The sequence below is a fragment of the Aerococcus sanguinicola genome, from assembly GCF_001543145.1.
GTDB lineage: Bacteria > Bacillota > Bacilli > Lactobacillales > Aerococcaceae > Aerococcus > Aerococcus sanguinicola.
Genome location: NZ_CP014160.1, coordinates 1,169,907 through 1,188,633, shown reverse-complemented (window position 1 = coordinate 1,188,633; position 18,727 = coordinate 1,169,907). Strand labels below are relative to the sequence as shown.

The 18,727-nt window shown below is 50.8% G+C and carries 19 protein-coding genes; 5 read left to right on the top strand and 14 right to left on the bottom strand.

Annotated elements, in window-relative coordinates:
* Positions 1 to 2: 2 nt before the first annotated feature.
* Entirely contained in the window at positions 3 to 443 is a 441-nt protein-coding gene (locus tag AWM72_RS05290) for a YwiB family protein (RefSeq protein WP_067974355.1), read from the bottom strand.
* Between the two features lie 129 nt (positions 444 to 572).
* Between AWM72_RS05290 and AWM72_RS05285 the strand changes: the two genes are divergently transcribed.
* Together AWM72_RS05285 and AWM72_RS05280 are read left to right on the top strand one after the other, a co-directional pair.
* Positions 573 to 1,394 carry a lipoate--protein ligase family protein gene (locus tag AWM72_RS05285; protein WP_067974352.1) on the top strand — a complete coding sequence of 274 codons (822 nt, stop codon included), beginning with the start codon at positions 573 to 575 and terminating at the stop codon, positions 1,392 to 1,394.
* Between the two features lie 18 nt (positions 1,395 to 1,412).
* The gene (locus AWM72_RS05280) at positions 1,413 to 2,771 is read left to right on the top strand and encodes an HD domain-containing protein (RefSeq protein ID WP_067974349.1); all 1,359 of its coding nucleotides are present in this window, start codon (positions 1,413 to 1,415) and stop codon (positions 2,769 to 2,771) included.
* A gap of 431 nt (positions 2,772 to 3,202) precedes the next feature.
* Here the strand turns inward: AWM72_RS05280 and AWM72_RS05275 are convergent, their stop codons facing one another.
* The 3 genes from AWM72_RS05275 to AWM72_RS05265 form a co-directional block, all read right to left on the bottom strand.
* Positions 3,203 to 4,090: a DMT family transporter gene (locus AWM72_RS05275; protein ID WP_067974345.1), complete on the bottom strand. Its 888-nt coding sequence runs from the start codon at positions 4,088 to 4,090 to the stop codon at positions 3,203 to 3,205.
* Between the two features lie 116 nt (positions 4,091 to 4,206).
* Entirely contained in the window at positions 4,207 to 5,673 is a 1,467-nt protein-coding gene (locus tag AWM72_RS05270; RefSeq protein WP_070486487.1) for an MFS transporter, read from the bottom strand.
* A gap of 435 nt (positions 5,674 to 6,108) precedes the next feature.
* Positions 6,109 to 7,257: a pyridoxal phosphate-dependent aminotransferase gene (locus AWM72_RS05265; protein ID WP_067974342.1), complete on the bottom strand. Its 1,149-nt coding sequence runs from the start codon at positions 7,255 to 7,257 to the stop codon at positions 6,109 to 6,111.
* 170 nt (positions 7,258 to 7,427) lie between these two features.
* Between AWM72_RS05265 and AWM72_RS05260 the strand changes: the two genes are divergently transcribed.
* Both AWM72_RS05260 and AWM72_RS05255 read left to right on the top strand, forming a co-directional pair.
* Entirely contained in the window at positions 7,428 to 8,318 is an 891-nt protein-coding gene (locus tag AWM72_RS05260; RefSeq protein ID WP_067974338.1) for a hypothetical protein, read from the top strand.
* Positions 8,319 to 9,434: an NAD(P)/FAD-dependent oxidoreductase gene (locus tag AWM72_RS05255; RefSeq protein ID WP_067974335.1), complete on the top strand. Its 1,116-nt coding sequence runs from the start codon at positions 8,319 to 8,321 to the stop codon at positions 9,432 to 9,434. It abuts the gene before it with no gap.
* A 951-nt stretch (positions 9,435 to 10,385) separates the two neighbouring features.
* On the opposite strand, the gene mscL is transcribed toward AWM72_RS05255, so the two are convergent.
* The 6 genes from mscL to AWM72_RS05225 all read right to left on the bottom strand — a co-directional run bounded on the left by mscL (position 10,386) and on the right by AWM72_RS05225 (position 14,236).
* Positions 10,386 to 10,772 carry a large conductance mechanosensitive channel protein MscL gene (gene mscL, locus AWM72_RS05250; RefSeq protein WP_067974331.1) on the bottom strand — a complete coding sequence of 129 codons (387 nt, stop codon included), beginning with the start codon at positions 10,770 to 10,772 and terminating at the stop codon, positions 10,386 to 10,388.
* 83 nt (positions 10,773 to 10,855) lie between these two features.
* The gene (locus AWM72_RS05245) at positions 10,856 to 11,893 is read right to left on the bottom strand and encodes a YdcF family protein (RefSeq protein WP_067974327.1); all 1,038 of its coding nucleotides are present in this window, start codon (positions 11,891 to 11,893) and stop codon (positions 10,856 to 10,858) included.
* The gene (gene rsmI, locus AWM72_RS05240) at positions 11,890 to 12,792 is read right to left on the bottom strand and encodes a 16S rRNA (cytidine(1402)-2'-O)-methyltransferase (protein WP_067974323.1); all 903 of its coding nucleotides are present in this window, start codon (positions 12,790 to 12,792) and stop codon (positions 11,890 to 11,892) included. Before rsmI ends, AWM72_RS05245 begins: the two co-directional genes overlap by 4 nt.
* A 12-nt stretch (positions 12,793 to 12,804) precedes the next feature.
* Positions 12,805 to 13,113: a GIY-YIG nuclease family protein gene (locus AWM72_RS05235; protein ID WP_067974320.1), complete on the bottom strand. Its 309-nt coding sequence runs from the start codon at positions 13,111 to 13,113 to the stop codon at positions 12,805 to 12,807.
* The gene (locus AWM72_RS05230) at positions 13,106 to 13,849 is read right to left on the bottom strand and encodes a tRNA1(Val) (adenine(37)-N6)-methyltransferase (RefSeq protein ID WP_067974316.1); all 744 of its coding nucleotides are present in this window, start codon (positions 13,847 to 13,849) and stop codon (positions 13,106 to 13,108) included. Before AWM72_RS05230 ends, AWM72_RS05235 begins: the two co-directional genes overlap by 8 nt.
* 24 nt (positions 13,850 to 13,873) lie before the next feature.
* Complete coding sequence (locus AWM72_RS05225) at positions 13,874 to 14,236, bottom strand: DNA replication initiation control protein YabA (RefSeq protein ID WP_067974310.1); 363 nt, start codon at positions 14,234 to 14,236, stop codon at positions 13,874 to 13,876.
* A 571-nt stretch (positions 14,237 to 14,807) separates the two neighbouring features.
* Here AWM72_RS05225 and AWM72_RS05220 point away from each other — a divergent pair.
* Positions 14,808 to 15,575: a GNAT family N-acetyltransferase gene (locus AWM72_RS05220; protein ID WP_067974303.1), complete on the top strand. Its 768-nt coding sequence runs from the start codon at positions 14,808 to 14,810 to the stop codon at positions 15,573 to 15,575.
* Positions 15,576 to 15,662: 87 nt separating this feature from the next.
* Here the strand turns inward: AWM72_RS05220 and holB are convergent, their stop codons facing one another.
* The 4 genes from holB to AWM72_RS05200 all read right to left on the bottom strand — a co-directional run bounded on the left by holB (position 15,663) and on the right by AWM72_RS05200 (position 18,569).
* Complete coding sequence (gene holB / locus AWM72_RS05215; RefSeq protein ID WP_067974299.1) at positions 15,663 to 16,637, bottom strand: DNA polymerase III subunit delta'; 975 nt, start codon at positions 16,635 to 16,637, stop codon at positions 15,663 to 15,665.
* Positions 16,638 to 16,648: 11 nt separating this feature from the next.
* On the bottom strand, positions 16,649 to 17,299 hold the full coding sequence (gene tmk / locus AWM72_RS05210; RefSeq protein ID WP_067974296.1) for a dTMP kinase: 651 nt from the start codon (positions 17,297 to 17,299) through the stop codon (positions 16,649 to 16,651).
* The gene (gene recR / locus AWM72_RS05205; protein WP_067974292.1) at positions 17,299 to 17,916 is read right to left on the bottom strand and encodes a recombination mediator RecR; all 618 of its coding nucleotides are present in this window, start codon (positions 17,914 to 17,916) and stop codon (positions 17,299 to 17,301) included. The genes tmk and recR overlap by 1 nt, the downstream gene beginning before the upstream one ends.
* 332 nt (positions 17,917 to 18,248) lie before the next feature.
* Entirely contained in the window at positions 18,249 to 18,569 is a 321-nt protein-coding gene (locus tag AWM72_RS05200) for a YbaB/EbfC family nucleoid-associated protein (RefSeq protein WP_067974290.1), read from the bottom strand.
* Positions 18,570 to 18,727 lie beyond the last annotated feature (158 nt).

The window sequence follows — 18,727 nt, the reverse complement described above, 5'->3', positions numbered from 1 at the left end:
TTTTACACTATTTCAGCGTGGTAATGCAATTTTAATTCATGGCGGATAGGTTGGTCGTCAAGGCCTGAGATCTCATAGACCAAGCGCAGGCTACCCTTATCCGTCCCCAAGTTATGGTTCAAGGACTTGAGTTCAACCGTCATGGGGATCCGGTAAGCCCCGACCTGGTAGTGGGTAGGAATGGCTTGTCCCACAACTAGGGGCAGGCGCATAGCCCCCTCAGCGGTCCGCCGCTGGATGAGGGCCCGTCCCGCTTTCAGATCGACCTTGACGCGGACTTGGGCGGGCGCTTGGTCCGCTTGTTCTTCCTGGTATTCGAGATAGTGCTTGTCCCCTAAACGGAAATACGCCCCCTGACTATTCAATTGCAGGTCTTCCTTAGAACCTGCTTGACTGATCCGATTTCTTAAATTCACATGGACTGCTTGTTTTCCTTTGGGCATCTGGCCACCTCCACTTGTCTTCCCCTAATCCTACACGAAATACAGGCAAAAGAAAAGGCCTCAAGCGTTTTGTCCCGGGCCAATTTGGGTTATACTAAGAGTAAATTAAGTATAGAAAGTGTGACGCTTGTGATTATTAGTGCCCTTTATTCAAAAAGCCCCCATTTAGCCATTGTGGATGAATTCGTCCCTAACGACCAAGCCCTCCGCCCTTTTGCTGTGGACGATTACCTCCTGCGCGCTTTAAGCAAGGACGAACTGGAAGCAGATGCTGTCCTCCACTTCTGGCCGGGTGACCCTGCTGTCTATCTCGGCATGGTCGACACCCGCTTGCCCGACTTCCAAGCTGGCGTAGACTTCCTCAAGGCTTCTAGCTACCGCCCAGTCATCCGTCCCTCTGGTGGATTGGCGGTCGTCAGTGACCCCGGCATCCTAAACTTCAGTCTCCTCATCAAGCCAGCTGGCGGCCGACTCAGTATCGATGACGCTTATGAAGTCCTGCTCCGCTTAATCAACCAGGTTCTCGCCCCCTACCAAGAGCAGGTCCAAGCCGGCGAAATCACCCGGTCCTACTGCCCTGGTAGCTACGACCTCAGTCTCCAAGGTAAAAAAATTGCCGGACTCGCCCAACGCCGAATTGGTTCAGCTATTGGTATTTCCGCCTATGTCTCCTTAGAAGGCGACCAGATCCGCCGCGGCCAGCTGATCCGCGACTTCTACCAAGCCAGCCAGGTCCAAGAAGCCAAGCGTGATGACTACCCCGATGTCCTCCCCGAAAGCATGCACAATGTTTCCGATGTGGTGCCCGAACTCGGTCAACTGGACCGCTTCAAGGCAGCCATCCAGGACGCTTTAAGCGCCGATACCGCCAGCCAAAGCCTCCTTGACCTGGACCAAATAGACCTCAGCAAGGACCTGGCCAAGATGAGCAAGCGCAACCAGGACATTTAAGCAGAAAGGAGCCCAGCCATGTCGCTTAGCAGCCAACAGACTATCCGCGAGAAAATCTTCCTCGACCCGGTCCACTCCGAAATCCGGGTCCAGCACCAAGTGATTTTGGACTTAATCAATACGCCTGAATTCCAGCGCCTGCGTCGGATCAAGCAGCTGGGCACCGCCCACCTCACCTTCCACGGCGCCGTCCACAACCGCTTCAGCCACTGCCTGGGCGTCTATGATATCGCCCGGCGCATCTGCGATCGCTTCGTCCGCAACTATCCCTCACAGAGCGAAGGCGACGGGCTCTGGGACGACAGCGAGCGGCTCGTCGTTCTCTGTGCCGCCCTCCTCCACGATATCGGTCACGGAGCCTTTTCCCATACTTTCGAGAAGCTCTTCGACACCGACCACGAGGCCATTACCCGGCAAATTATCCTCAATGACGAAACCCAAGTCCACAAAATCCTCGCTGCCATCAGCGACGACTTCCCCCAAAAGGTAGCTGCCGTCATTGACCACACCTACCCCAATCCCCAAGTCGTCCAGTTGATTTCTAGCCAGTGCGATGCTGACCGGATGGACTATCTCTTACGCGACTCCTACTTCACCGGGACCCATTATGGAACCTTCGACCTCAACCGGATCCTCCGCGTCATGCGACCAACAAAAACCGGCATCATCTTCAACGAAGCTGGCATGCATGCCGTCGAAGACTATGTGGTGAGCCGCTATCAGATGTATATGCAGGTTTACTTCCATCCCGTTTCCCGGGGCATGGAAGTCCTGCTCAGTCGACTCTTGGCCCGGGCCCAAGCCCTCTACAAGGGCAATCCTAAATACTTCGTCAAGACCTCCCCCTTCCTCCTCCCCTTCTTCCGAGGAAATTGGACCTTGACCGACTACCTCCACCTGGATGATGGGGTTTTGGAGACCTACTTCCAGCACTGGCTAGCCACGAGCGACGACCCCATCCTCACTGACCTAGCCCACCGCTATATCAACCGTAAACCCTTCAAGTCAGTGACCTATGAACCTGAAGACCAGGACCTAGTGGCTGAAGTCAAGGAGAAAATCCAAGCTCTGGGCTATGACACCACTTACTATACCGCCCAAAACAGCAACTTCGACCTCCCCTATGACTTCTACCGGCCCAACGCCAAGAAACCACGGACCCAGCTAGAAATCATCAGCAAGGATGGCACCACAACCGAACTCTCCCAGGCCAGCCAGCTCATCCGCGCAGTCACAGGCCAAGAGATTGGCGACCAACGCCTCTACTTCCCCAGCGAACTCTATGCCGGGAAGAACCCTGACAAGCTCAACCTCTTCCAACCTCTCTTGGACGACCTCCACCAGATGACCGGAACCGGCAAACTCAAGCCTAGTTAAAGGGTGTGAGGGCTGGCGTTTAGCTTTCCTTCACTGGAGCAAGTCACCAGAGCAGTCTGCAAGACTGCGGCGGAGACTTGTGAAGTGACAGGAAAGTTGCCAGACCGAACCCAACTAGAAAGGGTGTGAGCAAGAGTGGTTAGGCTTGAATGATTGGAGCCCAAGAGGAAAAGAGCGGCTTTAGCCGATCGTTCCGATTGGGTGAAATCACTTCAAGTCTGCTCTTGCGAACCCGACTAGAAAGGGTTTGAGGGAGCGCGGGTAGAAGTGGACCTCTGGAGCCAAAATCAAATATGCCTAAAGTTCAAGACGACTTTAGCCGGGTTGATCCTCTAAACATCCAAGGGACAAATTCAAAAGCGAAAGGCATGCTCATCACACCATTTATCAAAAAAAGCGGCAAAGACCGCTTTTTTTTGATGCCTATATTTTTATTCAGAAAGGCGAGAAAAGGCCATAATCGAGACAATCACCAAGGCAATCCCCAATAACTCCGCCCAGTTGAGGGGCTGGCCAAGAACCAGAACAGATAAGATACTGGCTAGGAGGGGCTCGAGAGCCGTCATGAGATTAGCCAGACCCGGATTAATATAGGCCGTACTCGATAAGTAGCTGAGGAAGGCAAAGGCTGTCCCGAAGCTAATGATCAGAAGTAAAAGCAAGATAGCCCGACCATCCAAAGTAAAGTCTAAGAGCCAGAGAGGTTGGATCAATTGGAAGGCCAGTCCCGCCAGCAGCATGCCCCAAGCAACCACAAGGGTAGACCCATAGCGCTTCTGGATGCGACGCGGTTGGAGGGTATAATAAGCCACTGCAACAGCTGATCCCAGACCAGTGATTAAAGCCAAGGGAGAAATACTGAGCCCATCGAACTGGCCGCGCGTCACGAGGAGGACCACGCCCAGGATGGTAGACGCAACCAAGGCGACCTCAAGCTTCTTCGCTGACCGCTCACCCTTTAAGACCAGGTAGGCATAGATAAAGATGGGTGAAGTAAACTGGAGAATCGCGGCCATGCCTGCCCCACTCCCTTCAATCGTCTTGAAGAAGAGGTATTGGACCCCTAGCATGCCCAGCAAGGCAAAGAGGAAAAGTTCACGCCGGTCCCTAGTATTTTTAAAAATAGACAAAACGTCCGTCCCCTGTCCCCACTTGGCATAGGCCAATAAGCAGAGCCCTGCGAAGACCAAGCGGCAAGAGACCAACCATTCTGAACTCGCACCATAATCTTCAAAAAAAATTTGGGCCAAAATACCTGAAAAGCCCCACATCGAGGCCCCAAAAGCTGCTAAAAAAATCCCTTTTGTCTTATTCGTCATCCGACCATCTCCCATCATTTTTATTCATCTATCATACTAAAGCAATCGCGGATTAGACAAGATGAAGGCAAAAGAAAAACCAGGAAAGGGCACCCCCTTTCCTGGCTAGCTTTCAATTAAGCTGTTTCATTCGATTTCTGAGCTTTCTTGGCTGCAATCTTAGCTTGAACGTCTTCCATGGTTTGAGGATCAAGTGGGTAGAAGTGGATCAAGATAGCTGTTAAGGCGAAGACCGCAATAACAATCCCTAAGAGGATATAGCCCCCTTGCATCAGAGCTGGGTTCAGCGGTTCGTTAGGTTGTGGGAAACCATCAACATAGCCGATCCCCGCAAAAACTAAACCTAAAGCAATTGGTGAAAGTGAAGAAGCAATAGAGTCAGTCAGGGAGAAGATGGTCCCGATAACCCCTGCGGCATACTTACCAGAACGGGCTGTTTCGTAGTCCGTGATATCAGCAGACATTGTTAGAACGGTTGACGTTGGATAGGTGGTAAAGATCTTGGCAGCTACCCAGAGGCCAAGGAAGCAATAAGCAAGGAAACCAGCTGGTGAGAAGATTTGAGTGGTATCAGGTGTTACTGCAAGTACAACGGTCATTAAGATCCAAGATACTAAACCGAGCAAGATAGAAGTCCTATAGGTAAATTTCAAGCCTTTCTTACCTGCCAAGCGGGTAAAGATAGCAATCATAATGAACTGTGGAATGATGAGATAGAGGGAGACTTGGCCGACTAACTGCATGTCCGCAAGAATAATTCCGAAGAGAAGGACAAGGAAGGTCTGGTCCCCGATTAATTGGGCCACAAATTTCACGAGACCCCCGCAGAGTGCCAAAATCTGTAAAGGACGGTTACCCTTGATGATGCTCCAAACATCGCGTAAAGAAAGTTTTTGGTCTGCTTCATGACCAAGGCCGAAGTATTTGGTCTGGTCTTTACGGGCTAAACCGATCATCGCCAGGACCGTTAAGACAAGAGAAATCACACAAATACCTGGGATAAAGACGCTAAAGAAGTCGCCATTATACTCATTATTGTATTGTGGTAAGAGCAAGTTCGATACCACATATTGGCCAACTGCGAAGACCCCAATGGATGAGAAGGCCGTATCGAATAAAGTAAAGAGTGGCCGTTGCTCAGGGTCATTGGTTAGGGCAGATTGAGCAGCCTTGGTTACCGTTTGTTGGAAGGAGTAGACAATTTTATGGAAAACTAAAGAAATAAATAGCATGACTGTCTGACTCGTTCCAGATAAATTATGTAGGTTAAAGATCATTAAGAAAGATAAAATCAAACCAATATTAGATACCAACATAATCGGACGATACTTACCCCAACGCGTGTTGAAGTTATCAATAATAAAACCAATTGTTGGGTCAATAATCCCATCGAATAAACGGGCCATACCCAAAACAGAAGAAACCAAGAGTGTGGTCAGACCAGCCACCCCGGTCGCATAATAAGTGAGGAAACCAAAAGCGAAAAGGTAAAGGTTAGATGCCGAGTTGTTCATGGAGAACAGGGCAATCTCCCAGGGTTTCGCGCGATGGTATTTCGCATCCTCTAATACTAACTTTGCCATACATATACCTCCAATATTTTTCAGGGAACTTCCCTTCATTTTTTGCCTCAAAGCCCCAATAAACCGTTTTCATTTTTCTTTAAAAAGAGCCCAATAGTGAATAGATTCACGAATATGGTTTTCTCTATTCCAAGTGGCCTGGTTTAAGGAGGAGCTTCTCCGCATAGATCGTGATAGGATAAGCTTTTCTGCCTTGGTTCACCATGCGAATCGCTTCATCCTTCTGATCTACAAGACATAGAATAGCATACTTCTTTTAAAAATGGAAGCGGTTTTATGTGAATTCATTATATTTTTCTTATTTTCGACTAATAAATGCCTCATAAGGCCTATATATCAACCTTTCTAGCCCTCCCTTTTCATTGAAAACAATTTTGCCTTAAAAATAAAAAAGAGGCAGGACAGGGTCACAACCTCTTAATCGAAAAAAGATGTTTAAAGTGATTTTACAAAAACTTCCAGCCGGTCCATGGCTTCCACTAAGTCTTCATAACTGGCCGCATAGGAGAGACGATACCAACCCTTGCCACCAGGACCAAAGACGGAACCCGGCACCACACCGACCTTAGCCTTGGCGATTAAGTCCTCAACGAAGCGGAAATCATCATCCCCATAAGCTGGGTGAACCTTACCAAAGAGATAGAAAGCACCATCCGGTTGAATAAAATCCATCCCCATAGCAGATAGGCGGTCTATTAAGACTTGGCGCCGTCTTTTAAATTCTGCTAGATTGCTTGCCACTACATCGTCACAATCACGGTAGGCGGTTAGGGCAGCGTACTGGTCAGGGGTTGACACGCAGGTAACCAGGGCTTGGTGGTAGGTGAAGAAGTAAGAATAGTAGTCAGCCGGCAGGTGGAGGAAACCAATCCGGAAACCCGTCATGGCGTAAGTCTTGGAGACGCCGGCCATCAGAATGGTTTGGTCAGGAATTTCTTGGTAGATAGAATAGTGGTCCCCATCGTAAACTAAGTCCGCATAGATTTCATCACTGAGCACCAGCACATCGTAAGCTCGGATCACTTCAGCTAAAGCCTGGATCTCTGCCTTGCTGTAAGTCGTCCCTGTCGGATTATTAGGATAGTTAAGGATCAGTAAACGGATTTCAGGATGATCTTCCAAGGCTTGACGAAGCATGTCAGGACTCAACTTAAAACCATTATCTGAGCTATCGACAGCAACGACTTCTCCCCCTGCCAGATCCGTACAGAGTTCATAAGAAGGAAAGAATGGTGAGGGGATAAGCACCTTGTCGCCTTCATTAAGCAGGCAATGTGTCGCCAGTGCAATCCCTTCCGAAGCCCCATTAGTGATCAAAATTTGTTCTGCAGACAAATCCATCCCATGGCTTCGTTCATAGTAAGCAGCGATGTCTTCCCGCAGCTCAGGAATCCCGGTCGACGGTGCATAATGCGTCTGCCCCTCTTGGACGGCCTGGGTCATAGCCGCTTGAATTCTAGGATCCGTTGCGAGGTCGGGTTCCCCAATGGTAAAGTTTAAGGCCCCTTCCGTTTCAGCCACCTGCTGGGCAATCGTACGAATAGCAGATGGTTGGGGTTTATTCAAACGTTGGTTGTAATACATGGTCATCCCTCATTTTCTTATCGTTTTATCATTTTACTTATTTTATATATTAACATACTATCTACGAAAAAGTTAGCGGATCACATGACTTTTGCTAGCTATTTGTCCAGCACTTCGGTAAGATGATAGAGAGTTCTGTTAACTATTTTTCGCTAAAGGAGGCGCACGTTGTGACAGAAGAAAGTATTGAAAAAGAGGGCGTCCGCCCACTTTATGATTTAAACCAAGAACGAGCCCAAGCCCTCAAACAACCATGGCAGCTCTACTACTATGCCGTCAAAGGCTATGTCATCACGGAAGTTGAGATGCAGGCGCCCGTCGACCAAATGCTCAGCGAATTATTAGACCGATTAGAGAAGGCCCAGCGATTGGAGCAAGCCCCCAAAGAAGCCCTGGGCAAGCACCCCCACGCCTATGCCCGCCAGGAACTGCGCCATCTCGACGTCCCCCGCTATGTAGAGAATTTCTCGCGTTATGTCTACTATCTACTCATTTACCTGGTCATTACTTACGGGCTTTTCGCCCTCTTCCAGTTCGGTTATGGGATCTATTATTACGGAGACCTCAACAGTGCTTGGAACATGCCTGTCCCGATCTCTCTTCTGGGACTCCCCCTACAATTTCTAATGCTGGCTACCAGTGTTTTCTTCCTCTTTAAATTTATCCGGCAAAGCGCTTGTGGCCACCTCTGGCAGAAACGCCACCACATCATGTATCTCTTGGCTGCTATTCTCTCTGCCCTTGCCTTCTTGGTCATCCCCTTCTTCTCCTTGGCCTACCATGTGCTGATTATCCGCATCCCTGTCTTCCTTCTGGCCCTCTGCCTGGTCCTCGCTGCCGGCTATCACTTCAGCAGCCGCCATCTCCACATCGACCAGCACATCGACCGCCTCTTCGAAGACCGAGTGCGTAAAGCTAAGCAGAAGGCCATCGAGCAAAATATGGACATCCGACTGGCAGATAAACTGCCTAATAAGTGGGCCACCTTGAAACTCAAGCGACCACTCATCAACCGGTCCACTGTCAAAAAAGCCAAAGAAGAACAAAAGGAGGATAAATAAATGAAAATTGCAGTTATCGGTGGTGGGATTGTTGGATCAACCGCCGCCTTTTACCTTAGCCAAAACCCAGACATCGACCTCAGCCTCTATGATTATGGCGTGGGCCAGGCCTCCAAGGCAGCCGCTGGAATCATCTGCCCCTGGTTCTCCCAGCGCCGCAACAAGGCCTGGTACCGCCTAGCCAATGCGGGAGCCCACTTCTATCCCGAAATGCTCCAAGACTTAGAAGCAGCTGGCCAGCCAAGCCAAGCCTACCAGGACAAGGAAACCTGGCTCCTCAAGAAACGTCCTAGCACTCGGGAGGATGTCTACCAAATCGCCCTCTCGCGCCGGCCTGAAGCCCCTCTAATTGGGGACATTGAGATTCTCACCCCCGCCCAACAAAGCGCCCAGCTCGACGAATGGACCTACGACCAAGACCTAGTCGCTATCCGCCAGGGAGCTGCTATTGTCGATGGTCAAGGACTCTGTGAGGACCTCCAAGCAGCAGCGACAAAGAATGGCATGACCAGCTACCAAGCTAAAGTCCAGATTGACTTCCAAGATGATCAAATCCTGGTTATCACAGAAGATGATCAGAGCCAAACCTTTGACCAAGTCATCCTAGCCACAGGGGCTTGGCTGGGCGACCTGCTCCAACCCCACGGCTACCAAGTCGATGTCCGCCCCCAAAAAGGCATGCTGACAGTCTATGACCGAGATGTCAGCGACTGGCCGCTCATCATGCCAGAAGGCGAAGCGGATATCATCCCCCACGGCCAGGACACCCTCTACCTAGGGGCCACCCATGAAAATGACAAGGGCTTTGACCTCGAACCCGACATGGCCAGCATGGCAAATATCTTTGATACAGTCCGCACCATCATCCCCGCCATCGACCCCGAAGACTACCGGGGCATTAAAGTCGGCACCCGGGCCTATACTAGCGACTACGCCCCCTTCTACGGCCCCGTCCCTGGCCACAGCAATCTCTACGCTGCCTCAGGACTCGGATCAAGCGGCCTCACCACCGGTCCAATCATCGGCTACCAACTCGCCCAAGCCTGCCAAGACAAACCCCAACGCCTCAACCCCGAAGACTACGACACCAGCCCTTATTTGGAACAAAGGGTGTGAGCAAGAGCGTTTAGCTTTGGATGCTTGGAGTAAGTTGGAATAAGGGCAAGCATCGCTTGCACGTTTCCAACTTGCGAAAGCACTCCAAAGCTGCTCTTGCGAACCCGACTACAGGGTGTGAGGGCTGGCGGGAGAAATAGACCTCTGGAGCAAAGAGCCAGAGAAGACTGGAAGTCTTCGGCGGTTCTTTGCGAAGAGGAGCCCTTTCTGCATCCTCGAACCTGACTAGGAAGGGTGTGAGACTTGGCGGTTAGGCTTGGATGGTTGGAGCAAGTCAGAATAAGAGCGAAGCATTCGCTCGTTTCTGACTTGTGAAACCACTCCAAGCCTGCCAAGTCGAACCCGACTGACTATAGGGTGTAAGCGGATAGCGCTCAACCCACAACCAAACACCAGGAGTGTGGGTTAGAAGCAAAGAATCCTCAATTAAAGATCAGGAGTGTGGGTTGACAACATCCAAGCCACAATCAGACTCCGGGAGCGTGGGTTAGCAGCAAACAACCCTCGATTAAAGATCGGGAGTGTGGGTTGAACTCTGTCAAGCCACACTCAGGAGGCCGGAATATGGCTTTCCAAGCCGAGTCCAAGTAAAACCTGGCACAATCCATGGTAAAAAATATAAAATAAGGTTCAACAAGCTAGCAAGGCCCTTGCTAGCTTGTTTACATTATGATGAGGTCAGTCAGCTTGCCTAGCAGGAGCTGAACTTGCTAATAGGAGGCCCATTTGCGAGTTGACGCGGGTCTACTTGCTAACAGGCAGCTCATTAGAAAGCTCAAGATCAGCTACTTGCTAATCAAGGCCCTGTTTGAAAGTTAACGCGATCAATCCTTAAAAATAAGCCTTCTTGATATTTTAATACTGATCACTAGCACAAAATTTATAACAAAACACCGCCCTTAGTAAAGAGCGGTGTTTTTGCTTATTAACGATTACGAATCATCGTTAAGACTATTTATTCTTCAAAAGATCGCGGATTTCAGTCAAGAGGACTTCTTCTTTGCTTGGTTTATCCTCTTCTTCCTCATCCACTTTTTCTTCTTTCACGAAGGTGTGTTTCAATGTTGCCACACCCTTCATCACAAAGAAGAGAACCAGGGCGATAATCAGGAAGGAAACGATAGATTGAATAAAGTTCCCCACCATCAACTTGGTATTACCAATCTGCAAAACAATATCAGTAAAGTCCGTTGAGCCCGTGAAGAAAGCCACAATTGGCATAATAATATCTTCAACTAAAGAATTGACAATGGCAGTGAAGGCGGTCGCCATAACAACCCCGATGGCCATATCCATTACATTACCTTTTGCGATAAAATCGCGGAATTCTTTTAACATAAGTACTAGCTACCTCCTTAATATTTAGCTTTTCCTATGAGTCTATTAAAGCACAAATTAAGAACAACTTAAAGTCTTTCCTTTTAAAAATGTACAAAATTAATGATGCCAAAGCCGAGTAAGGCAAGGCTGACGATAAAGTGCAAACGGCGGTGCATGAAGAGAATGGCGATGTATTCGCGGAAGCTATCGATGGTCCATTCCTTCAAGGTAGAGGGCGCGCCAATTCCGCTCACTTGGTAGAGCTTCTCCAAGTTGGCATAGAGCTGGCTGCGGTAGAGGTGGTAGGAAGAGGTCACGAAGACAGCAGAAACGGCTTCAATAATGGGCTGGCGGTCTTGGATCAGGCACTTGCTGTAGTAGAAGTTGCCGTGGGTATTGGACGCTTGGTCTTCCAAGAGAATCTTATCTGCTGAAAGGCCTCGGGCAACGAGATAGTCGCGCATCACTTCCGCCTCGGTATAGCTGGCTTTGGGCCCGGTCAGACCACCCGAGACAATAGTCACAGGCTGCTTGCCATGGATGTAGGTGTGCCAGTTCAGGTAAGACAGGGTCCGGTTCAAACGCCGCTCCAGGACGCCGCTGGGGCTGCCATCTGGTCTCAGCGAAGCCCCCAAGACAATCACATAGTCTTGAGCTTTTTGGCTTTCAAGGAAGGACAGGCGGGCGGACATCAATAAATAGTTAATAAATAAGAGCACATAATAGGCCATTACAAAGTCTGGAATCCTGAGCCAATCCTGCTTGTCCGAGAGCTCTACAGTGAAGATCAGCCAGTAATGGGCGATAGAAATCCCGATCAAGAGGACGCTGAGGAAGAGGCCCACCAGCAACTGGCTATAGGAATGTTCCTTGGTAAAGAGGTTCAAGGCCAAAGAGAACATGCAGACCCCAAAGATCATCAAGAGCAAGGGCGCGATATAGTCGGTTAGGACCTGGGCCCAGCGAAAAACCTGGTGGACCCAGTAATAACGCGGAAAATTCTGGTCATTGATCACCGCAAGAAAGAGGCAGACCAAGCCTAGAATCAAAATCAAGTTATCCCACACATTGCGCGGTGCCAGGATAAAGATAACCAGGGCCACGGCAATCAGGGCAAAGGCGATGCCATAAATAATCACCCTTGACCACCTTCAATCTGGTGGTAGGCGGCATAGACCTCCTGCTTGGCCAGACCCTGGTCCTTGGCCACTGCCTTGATGGCTGCCTTGGAGGTCAGACCTTCTTGAGCCATCCGCCCAAGAACCTGGTCGCGCAAGCTCAAGCCAGCATTAGGGGCCGCTGCTGCTTGTTCCGCCTGGGCTTCTTCCTCCGACTGGCCCGCCAGCATGAAGCAGATTTCGCCCTTTATTTCAGGATGGTCTTCATAGTAGGCAAGGACTTCGGCTAGAGTTCCCCGACGAAACTCCTCGAAGCGCTTGGTCAATTCCCGGACCACAACAACTTTGCGGTCGTCACCGAAGACTTCCGCACACACTTTGAGGCTTTGCCGGAGCCGGTAGGGCGATTCGTAGAAAATCAGGGTCGCCTGGTCGCCCTTCAAATCTGCTAGAGTCTCCTTGAGGGCTTTTTTCTTGCGAGGCGGAAAGCCGACAAAAAGAAAACGCTGGGTATCGAGGCCAGACGCCATGAGGGCAGTCAGAGCCGCATTGGGACCAGGCAGGGGAATCACCGCGTAACCAGCTTGGATAACCGCCTGAACCAGGTCAGCCCCGGGATCCGAGATCGCAGGCATGCCAGCGTCCGACACCTGGGCTAAGACTTGGCCCTCCTCTAAGCGCTTGAGGATCGTCGCTAAGCGTTCCTGGTGGTTGAACTTATGATAGCTCAGCTGCTTAGTTGAGATGTCAAAATGGTTGAGGAGTTTTTGAGTATTACGAGTATCTTCAGATAAGATCAGATCAGCTTCCTTGAGGGTGGTCACCGCGCGGAAGGTCATATCCTCCAAGTTACCAATGGGCGTCGGCACAAGGTAGAGCCGACCTCGGTCTGACGCTTGAAAACTTTTTTGTTCCTGCATACTGGGACCTCCTTAAGGCGTATTGTCGAAGATAAATTGCTGGGTCAAGGGTTGGTTGAAGTCGATCCCCTGCTGGGTCAGGTAGGCTTCCTTAGCCGGTCGCTTCTGGTGCTTGAAGGCGTATTCTGCTGACATGGCCGCAGACTTATCCGCATAAGCCTTGGCATAGATCATATAGCAGGGGCGGCGGGAAGCCGGGCGGGTATACTTGGCTCCCTTGCCGGACTGGTGGGCTTTTTCTCGTCGTTTAAGATCAGTGGTATAGCCCGTATAGAGGGTCTGGTCAGCGCAGGCCAAGACGTACATATAGTGCTTAGCCATAGAGGACCGCCGCCACTTCCTTGGAATAGTGCCCCTCTTGGTCATGGATATAGAGCGGAGGTTCAGCCCGCAAGCCTTTTGCCTGGCCATTCTTAATGAATTCGAGAAGGACGATATGAGCCTCCCGTTCAGGCAGGGGATAAACCAGACGGAGCCGCTTCAATTGGAGCCGGTGTTTATCGGCGAGGAGTAAGAGTTCTGGCAGACGTTCCACCTGGTGAACGAGATAAAGCTTCCCCCGCGACTTCAAGAGGATCTTCGCCTGTTGGAAGATATCCTCCGCCGTCATCAGGAGTTCATGCCGGGCCACCGCCTTACTATCGTTAGGATTCAGAGGGGACTGGGGATAGACCTTGAAATAGGGTGGATTACAGGTGATCAGGTCCACACTATCATGGGCAAAGTAATCCCGCGCCCGGCGGATATTGCCCTGGATAATCTGAACCTGGTCCTCCAAGTGGTTGTGGCAAACCGATCGCTGGGCCATATCTGCCACATCCTCTTGCCACTCAATCCCGTAGACCCTACCTTGCGTCCTTTGCGCTAAGACCAGGGGCAAGACGCCATTGCCCGTACAAAAGTCAACCGTCACAGACCGGGCACTCGCCTTGGTCTGGGCAAAGTCAGCCAGCAAGAGAGCATCAATGGAGAAGGCAAAATGATCCGCGCTTTGGATAATGTCCAGGTCCTCCCGCATCAAGCGGTCCCAACGTTCGCCTGGCTTCAATTCGATCATTGCGATTCCTCCCTCTCCTACTGCTTAACGGTCACTGTAGAGGATGTCCAAGCAGAACATGCACTGCTCATCATTAGCCCGGCGCTGACCATAAGAAATATTACAAATATGGTAGCCATCCTCATAAATATTCATTAAGTTCTTTAAGGCTGGGGACAAGCCTGACACATCTTCAGGACTATGCCCCCCTAGCTCAACCTGGCCATCCTGGTCAGGCGCGGTCAATTCTTGGAGCCGCTCGCGCAAATACTGGTTCTCCATCTGCAAGTCATGGTTTTGCATAACCGCCTCCGACCAACGCTCCTCCAAGCGGTCCAGATTCTCCAACAAAGCGCTCAGCTGAGCCTTCATCCCCTCAAACTCCTCAACCATCTCACGATTATCCATCAAATCCCTCCTTCACAGCTTAAACAAGAAGCCTTCTTCTAGTCATCCATTTTAGCATATTTTACCCTAACGTGCTTGTAAAAAAGGGTGTGAGCAAAGGCGGGTAGAAAGGGATGACTGGAGGCTAAGAGGAAAAGAGCGGCTTTAACCGATCATTCCACTTTGCTGAAGTCACTCCCTTTCTGCCTTTGCGAACCCGAGTATAAGGTGTGAGCAAGAGCGGGTAGACTTGAATGATTGGAGGTAAGCCACAAACAAGGTCTCGGAGTGTGGGTTGACAAGCTTCAAGCCACACTTAAGGGCCTGCTGTGTGGGTTAGAGCGATGCAAGCCACAATCAGTGCACCAGAGTGTGGGTCGGCAAGCAGCAAGCCACAATCAGTGCACCAGAGTGTGGCTTAGCAAAGCACAAGGCACAAACAGAGCGCGCGAGTGTGGCTTGGCAGACTACATGCCGCCCCTCTAGCAAGAAATCTCCCTGCTTTCTATTAAACTTGAAAGATCTTTTCTAATCCTCAACATTTTCCCTTATAATAGTTGAGAAGTCTCACCATAGAGAAAGGATGACCCCCATGTTCCATTTTTCTGATTTATATAGCTATGCGAGCCATTATGAACCTACTGATCTTTTTGATTTTTTAGGCAATCCCCAACTGGCAGAGGATTATGAAACAAATTGCTTACAGCTGGCCTTCATGCCTGGTGCAGAGGAGCTCGACATACTCGAGGATATCTTCTGGGACTATGCGGAGGAGCTGGGCCTGGCCTATTACAGCTTCTACCTGCCTGAAAACCACGGCATTCCCAACGAACTGATGGCAGCACTCGAAAGCAAAAACTACCAATTAGCCAGCTACCAAGTCTTCCAAAGCCCCGCTAACCGGCGTCAGTCGAAAGAGATGCAAATAAACTGGCAAGAAGTCACCGACGAAGATAGCTTCCAAGCCTATCTAGATTTCCAAACTCCCTTCGACCAACCGGCCCCTCCGGCCCTCAGAGATAGCCGAGCCTTGCGCTATCAGATGGCCTATCAGAATCCCTGGATCAGCCAATCCCTGGCCTATCAAGGAGACCAACTTGTCGCGACATGGGACCTGATCGACCAAGGCCCCTTCCTGGAAATCGACAACCTGACCGTCCACCCCGACTACCGGCGCCAGGGGATCGCTTCCCAAATTATCACCCTCAGTCAGGAAAAAGCAGCCCCGTCTGCCAAGCCCCTCCTCGCCCTAGCGGATATCGAAAATCCTTCTGTGGCGCTCTTTGAAGGACTAGGCTTTGAGGCCTTGAGTCTGGTCACTCGCATCCACCGTCCCCTAGACGAAGCAGATGCACTTTAAAATATAAAAAAGCGGTCCATAAGTCTCCCAGCCTAACCGATCATTGGAGGTCTGAGAAGCTTATGGCCGCTTTTTTATTCATGCACGCTAGCCTTGCCAGCTCGCCAGAACAAAATATTCTAGGGCCGCCTGGGGGCTGACATTGGCTTGGATCATCCGCCGCGCCTTAAGTGCCAGCTGGACTTGGTCTTGGAGCTGGCGAGGATTTACCTGGCGGCGGAGGTCCTGGTAAGCCGAAGCCCGGGAAGGCAGGATGAGTTGGTCTCTTTCCTGGTAGTTGAGAACAAGCAGGTCGCGCAAGTAGGCCAAGATGATTTCAAGGAGGCGTTGGTTCGTCTCCCGTCCCTTGTCTCGCTTGATCCAGTCCGTCTGCACCATGGTAAAAGCCCGGGGATCCTGTTTAACTAAGGCTTCCAGCCAGGTCCAGGAACGTTTGGTCTGGTCTAAGAAAGTCTCATCTTCTGCCAAGCCTTGGGCCAGACTGAGGTCGGAAGTCAGAGCTGCCAGGTATTCCGACACTTGCGAGCTGATCCCCGCCTCCTGGTAGGTCAGCCGGACCTGGTCCAGGGGCAGAGTCTTGAAGTGGATCACCTGACAGCGCGACTGGATGGTTGCCAAGAGCCGCTCTTTTTGGCTGGTCAAAAGAAAGATATAAACTTCGGGATTGGGCTCTTCCAGGAACTTGAGCAGGCTATTGGCAGCGCTATTGGTCATCTTCTCTGCCTCATGGATAATGAAAACCTTGTGCCCGCCACCCATAGCGGTTAGCGAAAGCTCCTGCTTAATCTCCCGCATCTGGTCGATCTTCAGGCTCTGCCCCTCCGGCTCGACGTGGACTAAGTCAGGGAGGTCGCCTTGGACGAGGAGCTGGCAGTTCCGGCACTGGCCACAGGGCTTATCTTCTCCCTGACAAAAAAGGGCCGCCGCCACATAGTCCGCCATCTCCGCCTGGCCAGCCCCCGCCTCTCCTTCAAAGATATAGGCGTGGCCCAAACGTCCCTGGCGGAGGACCCGGTCCATCAGCGTCGTGAGTTCCGGCTGCTTGGCTTGAATTCGAAACATGGTCTCCCCTCCTAGTCTTGGCGAAAGTCTTCTGGATAAGCCGCTTGCAAGATCTTCCAGGCCTGGTCCAAGCAGGCTTCTGGCGCCTGACTCGCATCGATAGCCTTAATCCGCTGGCCCTGGTCCTTGGCTAGGAGCTCTTGGTAGCCTGCCACCACCCGCTTATGGAAAGCGATACTCTCCTGGTCCAAGCGGTTGTATTCGTCAGACCGCTGTGTCTGAATCCGACGAATGCCTTCTTCTGCTGAGAGATCTAAGTAGAGGGTGAGGTCAGGGGCTTGGCCTTCTGTCGCAAAGTCATTAATGGCTTGAATGCCAGCTACCCCAATCTCCCGCCCCCAAGCCTGGTAGGCAATGGATGAATCCACGAAGCGGTCACAGACCACCCACTTACCGGCTGCTAGGGCAGGTTGGATCTTGTGGACCAGGTGTTGGCGACGGCTCGCCGCATAGAGCAAGGCTTCCGCCCGGGCATCTAGATCCGTATGAGCAGGATCCAAGATAAGGTCGCGGATTTTTTCCGCTAGGGGCTCGCCACCTGGTTCACGAGTAGCGACCAAGTCAGGAAGCAAGTGAGCTTCCAAGCGGGCAAGAAGGCCTTGGATCAGGGTGGTTTTCCCTGAGCCGTCTGGGCCTTCCACTGTGATAAAACGTCCGGGCATCAGTCTTTCTCCTTCCCTTGGTTCATGGTCCGCCGCCCCTCCAAAGCACGGAGGAGGGTCATTTCATCGACATACTCAATATCTGACCCCACAGACAGACCGTAAGCAATCCGACTCACCTTAATCCCTGCCGGCTGGATCAGGCGAGACAAGTAAGTCGCCGTCGCCTCACCCTCCGCCGTGGCATTGGTAGCAATAATCACTTCCTGGATGGTTTCGTCCTGGAGCCGGGTCAGTAAACTCGTAATATTCAAGTCTTCCGGACCGGTTCCTTCCATGGGGGACAAGACACCGTGGAGGACATGGTAAAGGCCTCGGTACTCCTGCATCCTCTCCATCGACATGACATCCCGGGCCTGTTCCACCACCATCACCTGGGACTTGTCCCGAGTCTGGTCAGCACAGAGCACGCAGGGATCTTCTTCCGTAATATTCCCGCAAACGCTGCAGTAGACTAAATTACGCTTCACATCGACCAAGGCCTTAGCAAAGTCCACCACATCCGCTTCCGGCATATCTAAAACAAAAAAAGCCAAGCGCGCCGCCGTCTTCGCCCCAATTCCCGGCAATTTCTGGAAGCTATCAATCAACTTAGCAATAGGTTCTGGATACTGCATCTAATCCTCCTTAAATCATTAGGCATAAAGAAGAGGCCCAGCAAAGATTGGCCAGGCCCCATGCATACGCGCTTCTTAACTTAAAACCATTCCTTAATTTTTAATGTTGGTAATTAGTAACCAAAAACTATACCAATTACTTTTGAGCAGGAGTGAAGCGTTGAAGTTGGTCCTTAGCCATGAAAAAGCAAGCAAAGGAAATTACGGATCGTAGGCTTTAGCCGTACGAGCCGTTTGACTCTTGCTAGGCGAGAGACCGAGGCTCGAGCCGGTGCCATGGCTCTTCAAGGACCAAATTCAAAAGCGCAACGTATGCTCACCAATACAAATTGTTAAAACCCTAAACCAGACAAGCCCTTACTGATTCCACCAAAAGATTTCTCTTGGGCAGCATCCACTTGGCTCAAGGCATCATTCGTTGCTTCCAGTAAGAGGTCTTGGAGCATATCGATATCATCCGGATCCACCACATCCGGTTTCAGGTCAATCTTTTCAACCTTCTTGTCGCCCGTCACCGTCACCTTAATCATGCCGGACGGTTCCGTCCCAGTAAAAGTCGTTTCTGCTAGCTCCTTTTGCGAAGCCTCCATCTGCGCCTGCATCTTCTGTGCCTGCTTCATCATCTTCTGCATATTCATCATATTGTTAGCCATGCTTGATTCTCCTTTATGCTTAGTTGAGCTTCTCTTGGTCATACCAAATTCTCTGTATCGCTTAACGTACTCTATAGCGCACGTTTCTTTCTACACTATTATAAGGGAAAATGCCTGAAGGGTAAAATGCTTTGCTGAACTTTTAATAAAAACACCTT